The 6075-nt window shown below is 69.6% G+C and carries 1 protein-coding gene; it reads right to left on the bottom strand.

Translation table 11 applies throughout. From position 1 onward, the window contains the following. On the bottom strand, nt 1-5761 hold a 5761-nt coding region (locus ACIGO8_RS33980), incomplete at its 3' end, for a DNRLRE domain-containing protein (protein WP_399738924.1). Between the last annotated feature and the right edge of the window lie 314 nt (nt 5762-6075).

The following is a 6075-nucleotide window of genomic DNA, read 5'->3' as shown; positions in this document are numbered from 1 at the left end:
ACCAGGCTTGTCCGTTGAGGTCGTATTGGTTGATGGGGTCGCCGGGGTAGCCGTAGCGGTTGTCTCCGCCTCCGTAGACGGGGTCGGTGGACAGGAAGCGTCCGGTGGTGGGGTTGTAGAGGCGGACGCCCATGAGGACGAGGCCGGTGAGGGTTTCGCTGGAGCGCTGTTTGGCGCCGAGCCAGTTGTAGCGGGTGGCGGGCTGGCCGGTGCGGGGGTTGCCGTATTCGTCGTTGTCGAGGACGAGGGGGGCGTCGTTGGTGTCCAGCGGGAGCTGGAGGGCGACGTCGCCGTGGATGTTGGTGAGCTGCAGGACGGTGTTGCCGTTGCCGCTGGTGGTGGCGGCGAGGTCGCCGGAGGCCGATTCGACGTTACGGGTCAGCGTTCCGTCGGTGGTGTCTTCGGTGATCCAGCGCGGGTTGTCGCCGTCGCTGTCGTAGTGGTTGGCCTTGGACGCGGTCTGGGTCCAGGTGCCGTCGGTGTTGTCTTCGAGGGTCCAGGAGCGCAGGCGCTGGTTGGCGTCGAGCTGCCAGGTCTGGCGCTGGGTGTCGGTGGTCTGCTGGCGGACCAGGTCGTTGGCGTAGTAGCCGATCTGGGTGCCGGGCAGGTTGGTGGTGCGGCCGAAGGCGTCGTAGACGTAGCCGGCGGCAAGGAGGCGGTCGGCGCTGTCGTAGGTGTAGGTGGTGGTGGTGCCTCCGGTGGTGGGGCAGGCGGCTCCGGCGGCGCCGGTGGCGGTGGTCAGGCCGGTGCGGTTGGTGCGCTTGTCGAAGCCGTAGGTGCGGCTGGTGCAGATGTCGCCGACGGTGTCGTCGACCTCGGTCAGGCGGCCGGTGGCGTCGTAGGTGTAGTTCTGCGCGGACCAGCCGGAGTGTTCGGTGACCTGGCCGTGGACGGATTCCTCGACGGTGTCGGAGTAGACGACCTGGTTGTCGCTGTCGCGGGTGTAGACCCGGGAGGTGGCGGCGCCGGTGGTGTCTTCCTTGGTCGTCAGGGTGTAGCCGCCGGGCAGCTTCTCGGTGGCGACGGAGCCGTCGGCGTCGTAGGTGGCGGCGAACGTTCCGGCGACCGAGTCCGTGGTGGCGGTGGCCATGCCGCGGGGCTCAGCGGTGCTGTCGTAGGTGTACGTGACGGTCGAGGGAGCCGAGTCGGTGGTCTTGACCGGCCGGTTCAGCAGGTCGTACTCGGTGCGGGTCACGCCGCCGTCGGCGTCGGTGTAGGAGACCTGGCGGCCGAGCTTGTCGTACTCCTTGGTGATGGTCCCGCCGGTGGGCGAGGTCGTCTTGACGGCTTGGCCGGTGGCCGGGTCGTACTCGGTGGTGGTCTCGGGGACGGCCTGGCCGAGTCCGCCGGTCATGACGCTCTTGGTCGGGCGTCCGGCGTTGTCGTAGGTGTTGGTGGTGGTGCGGGTGACGCCGTTGGCGGTCTCGGTGACCTTGGCCGGGTTGCCCCACCAGTCGTACTCGGTGGTGGTGGTCGGCAGCTGGGCCGGGTTGGCGCCGCCGCCGGTGATGGTGCCGGCCGGGCCGGTGGAGCAGACCTGGTCGGCCCACTCGGGGCGGCCGGCGCAGGTGCCGGTGCCGGTCGCGGACCAGTAGCTGGTCACGCGCGTGCCGGCGTCCGTGCCGGTCGCGTCGGGCAGGAGCTGCTTGGTGACGCGGCCCTGGTCGTCGTACTCGGTGGTCTCGGTGATCGCGAGACCGGCAGGGTCCTTGACCGTCTTGACGGCCAGGCCCTTGGCCCAGTCGTAGACGGTCTGCGTGACGCGCGCGTCGGTCATGACCGCGGAGCCGTAGACCTGGGCGCCGGTGGTGACCTTGGTGATCTGGTTCTCGACCTTGGCGGTGCCGTCGGTCGGACGGCCGGCGTCGTACTCGTTGACCGTCCACGAACGCGCCACGGCCGACTCGCCGCCGCCCGTCGGAGTGATCCGGCGCAGCGGGCCGAACTCCTGCTCCTCGCGGATGCCCTTGGCGTCGTAGAGGGACTTCGTGGACAGCAGGTCGGCACGGTCCTTGGCGGACAGGCCGATGATGCCGAGGTCGGTCAGCGTCGCCTGGTCGGCAGCGGTGCCGCCCAGAGCCAAGGCTCGGTTGCCCGCAGTCAGCTCGCGCACGCTGTTGCCGAAGCGGTCGTACTCGGTGGTGGTGATGTTGCCGGCCGGGTCGACCGTGTTCACCTCACGCCCGGAGGCGTTGGTGTAGGTGATCGACGCGCGGCGGTAGTCACCGGCGGCCAGTCCGTCACCGGAGTTCGCCGAAGGAACGGTGTCCGCCGGGAACACGGCGGTCGCGTCGGTGGGAGCATCGGTCTGGCCCCAGGCGTCGACGTCCGCGACACCCAGCTTGTAGGGAGCGTTGGTGCCGGTCAGCGGCACGTCGTAGACGATGCTCGTCGCCGCCGTACCGGAAACGACGTCCTTGCTGCCCTGCTGCAGACCCAAACGGCTGGCCTTCATCAGCATGCCTTCACCGGCGGTCGCGGCGTTGCCCGCCTTGCCGTAGGTGAACGACCACGGCAGCTCGCCCGGCGGGGCAAGCCCGGTGACGCGGCCGACGCTGTCGTAGCTGTAGGCGGTGGTCAGGGCGGGGCTGATCTGCGGGTTGTAGGTCTCCCGCAGGCGGCCGGAGGTGTCGTACGCGTACTTCTGCACGGTCTTCGAGGTAGCCGCGGTCGCGCCGGGCTCGGTCGACCAGGCGCGGATCTCCTTGACCTGGCCGGCGTAGTCGCCGAAGGCGGCGGCCGTCGCGGTGGTCGAGGTGGCGTAGACGAACTCCAGCGCGCGGCAGCCCTTCGTGGACGGGGTCGCCGTGCACGTCGTGGCCGAGGCGGCGGACGTCGGGGCGATGACCAGCTTCGGGCGGGCCAGCTTGGCGGTGCCGACGGTCACGGCCTCGGAGATCACCGTGGTCGTGGACTGCGCCAGGCCGTCCGCGGTGCTGGAGGCAACCTGCCACGAGGTGGCAGCCGGGTCCGGCTTGGTGAAGACGGTGACCGTGCCGTCGGTGTCCTTCAGCGTGAACGACCCCGTCAGCGATCCGGTCAGGGTGAGCTCCTCGGAGCCCGGCTCAGGCTTCCAGCCGCCACCGCTCGTGGCGGTGAAGCCCAGCTCCTCGCCGTCGGCGTCGACCAGGGCGACGGAGGTCGCCGTCGTCTTCTTCAGGTACGCCCAGTCCGAGTCGGTGAGCTCGGCGGTCGTGCCGGAGGTCCACTGCGGGCCGAAGATCGCAGCCTGACCGTCCTGCTTCGCACCGGCGTCCGGCCGGCGCGACGAAGCCGTGCGCGACACGGAAAGCCCGAACAGTGACGCGTCGCTCGCCGACAGGCCGTAGTCGCCGGTCAGCAGATTCACCGAACCCGGTCCGGCCTCCTGCGACGGAGCGGTGCCCGCGTTGCGGTCCACCGTGATCTCGTTCACCGGCGAGTACACGGCGGCCGAGCCGTCCGTGAACGCCGCGCGGACCTCGATCGGGCCGTCCTCAGCCAGCGTGTCCGTGATGTTCCACGTCAGCCCGGCCGGCTTGCCGTTCGATACCGCCACCGGCCAGCCGGAGACCGTGTTGGAGCCCTGCCGGACGTCGGCCACCGGCACGTTCTTCCACGAATCCGTCTCGCCGCGGCGGTACTGGTAGGTCACGCCGGTGTAGGAGGTCAGGCCCTCGGCCGACAGGCCCACACGGCGGGCCGGCCGCTCGCCCTGGCCCGGAGTCAGCAGCGCCGCGCCGGAGCCCGCGTAGAACACGTGCGACGACTCTGCCGAGGCATTGCCGGCCGGGTCCTTCGTACGGACGGTCACCGTGTGCTTGCCGGCCGGGAAGGTCAGCGTCTTGGTCACTGCGGTGCCGGTCGTGGTCGCCGTCGACCAGGCGCCGGAGTCCAGCTTGTACTCCACCGCGGCCACGTCGCTCGCGGGCGGCGTGAAGGTGAAGGCACCCGAAAACGTGCCGTCGGCGGCCGGGGTCCCCGACCAGGTGTTCGCCGGGAAGTCACCAGAGGTCACCGCGCTGGAGGCGGGCTTGGTGGTGTCGACGGTGAAATACACCGACGGCGTCCAGTTCGACCAGGCGCTGCCGTCGTTGATACGGCCCTTGAACCAGTAGGTGTGACCGTTGACCAGCTTGCCCGCCGGCACAGTGTGCGACACCGTCTTGGCCGTCACCGGATCCTGGGTGCCGGAGTCGTAGACCTCGAGGTTCGTGGTGCCTTCCCACACCTCCCACTTCGAGCGCAGGAACGTGGTCTCGGCGTCGCTGGCGGCGTAGGTCAGAGCCGGCGTCGTCGACGTCGTCCAGTTCTTGCCCGCGTTCGCGCGACCCGGCGTGACCGTCATCGGGTTCCCGGCCACCGGGATCGTGTTGTACGTGACCGAGATGTACGGCGTGTTGGACGCCGCGTTGCCCGAGTTGAACCGCTTCCACGAATAGGGATCGGACTCGTTGGTGGCCCGGATACCCATCGAGTTGGAACCGTTGCCGTTCGCCGCCCAGGCCACGGCCAGGTTCTTGATGTCCTGGCTCACCCAGCCGTCCGCGCAGGAGGACGAGAAGCCCTTCGTCGCCGTGGACGTGGCCCACTTCGTGTTCCAGTTCGGCTGCGCCGTCCACCGGCTGGCTGTCGAGGCGTGCGGAGTGTCCCACACCTCCCAGCTGCTCGGCGTGCAAGACCAGGAGTGGAAGTTCCACAGATTCAGCTTGGCGCCCAGGATCTGCTTGCCCGAGATGCCCGCCATCGGGAACGACAGGAACGAACGGGCGACCTGGCCCGATCCGTTGTTGCCCAGCTTCAGCTCCGTCGACGCCGACATGTCCGTCGTGTAGCCCTGCTGGACGAACGTGTCGAAGCTCGAGCCGATGTTGACCGCCGGGTCGACCGTCACCGGATACTTCGTCGCCGGGTCAGCCAGGAACTTCGCGTCCGGCGTCAGCGTCAGGTCCACCCGGCTGCCGCGCTGAGTCACCTTCAGGCCGACATCCGCCCGGCGGGTGTGCTCGCCGGACTTCGGGTCGACGGAAGCGTCCCACATCACCGGCGCCGGCAGCAGACCGACCTGCTTGCCCGACTTCGCGTCGATGAACGTCACCGAACGATCCGCGTTCGCCCGCGCCTTGACGCCCTTCGCATTCAGCGTCAGCGTCACCGAACCGTTCGCCTCGACGGCGGAACGATTCTTCAGCTCCAGGAACTGCTCAAAGCCCGTCCGGGTCGACTCGATGACCAGGTCCGTCGCCGCCAGCGCGTCGACGTACCGCGCCGTCGTCCCAGACAGCTTGGGCTCCGGCAACGCACCCCGCCACGACAGGCCGAGCTCACGCCCCTCGCCCGCGGCCAGCGTCACCAGCGGAACCTCCGCCGTCCCCGCCTCACCGGCCGCACCCGACGCGCGCACCTTCGCCGCCTGCGCAGCGGGCGTCTTCCCCGCCAGACGCAGCCCCAGCGGATGGCCCTTCGCGGCGATCACGCCGTCCCGCTTCGTCAGCTCGACGTCGATGTCATGCCACGCACCGGACGCACCGTCACGGAAGCGGATCGGGCCCGACGCAGCGTCCGTCGTCACCGTCCCGTCGGGATTGGCCCACGTCGTCGACGACTCCGTGCGCTCCGACTTCGCCTCCACCCGCTTGCCCGACAGACGGGCCGCGACCTGGGCGGACGGCAGATCCGCCGCCTCCGTCGCATACACGGGCCGCTCCGCGGCCTTCTCCTGCGACGCCAACGCCACCGCTTGCCCCGTCGACTCCACGATGGCAGCGGCCTCGAAGGCCATCAAGCCGGCCAGGGTCAGAGCTATCCCGGGCAGCGCACCTGGACGCAACCATCTAGCCCTCCCGCCCCGTCTGTCCGGCAGATCCACACGATCACTCACTGCTGAGATCCCTCTCTCACGCGTACAGATCACGTGCGGGGAAGGACACGACGAAGAAGCCAGCCGTCGACAGCAGTCACACCATGCCGCCGGCCCGGCGCCCCCTCCGCGCCGCCCCCCGGCACCGAACGCGACGCTAGATGGGCTGTGTGTGATCAAACCAGGTCCGAGCGCGCCACCCACGGGACATCTCACGCCAGACAACTGACGAACTA

Origin of the sequence: Streptomyces sp. NPDC053493 (assembly GCF_044544825.1) — a bacterium.
Taxonomy (GTDB): domain Bacteria; phylum Actinomycetota; class Actinomycetes; order Streptomycetales; family Streptomycetaceae; genus Streptomyces.
This window is presented reverse-complemented; position numbering and strand designations above follow the sequence as displayed.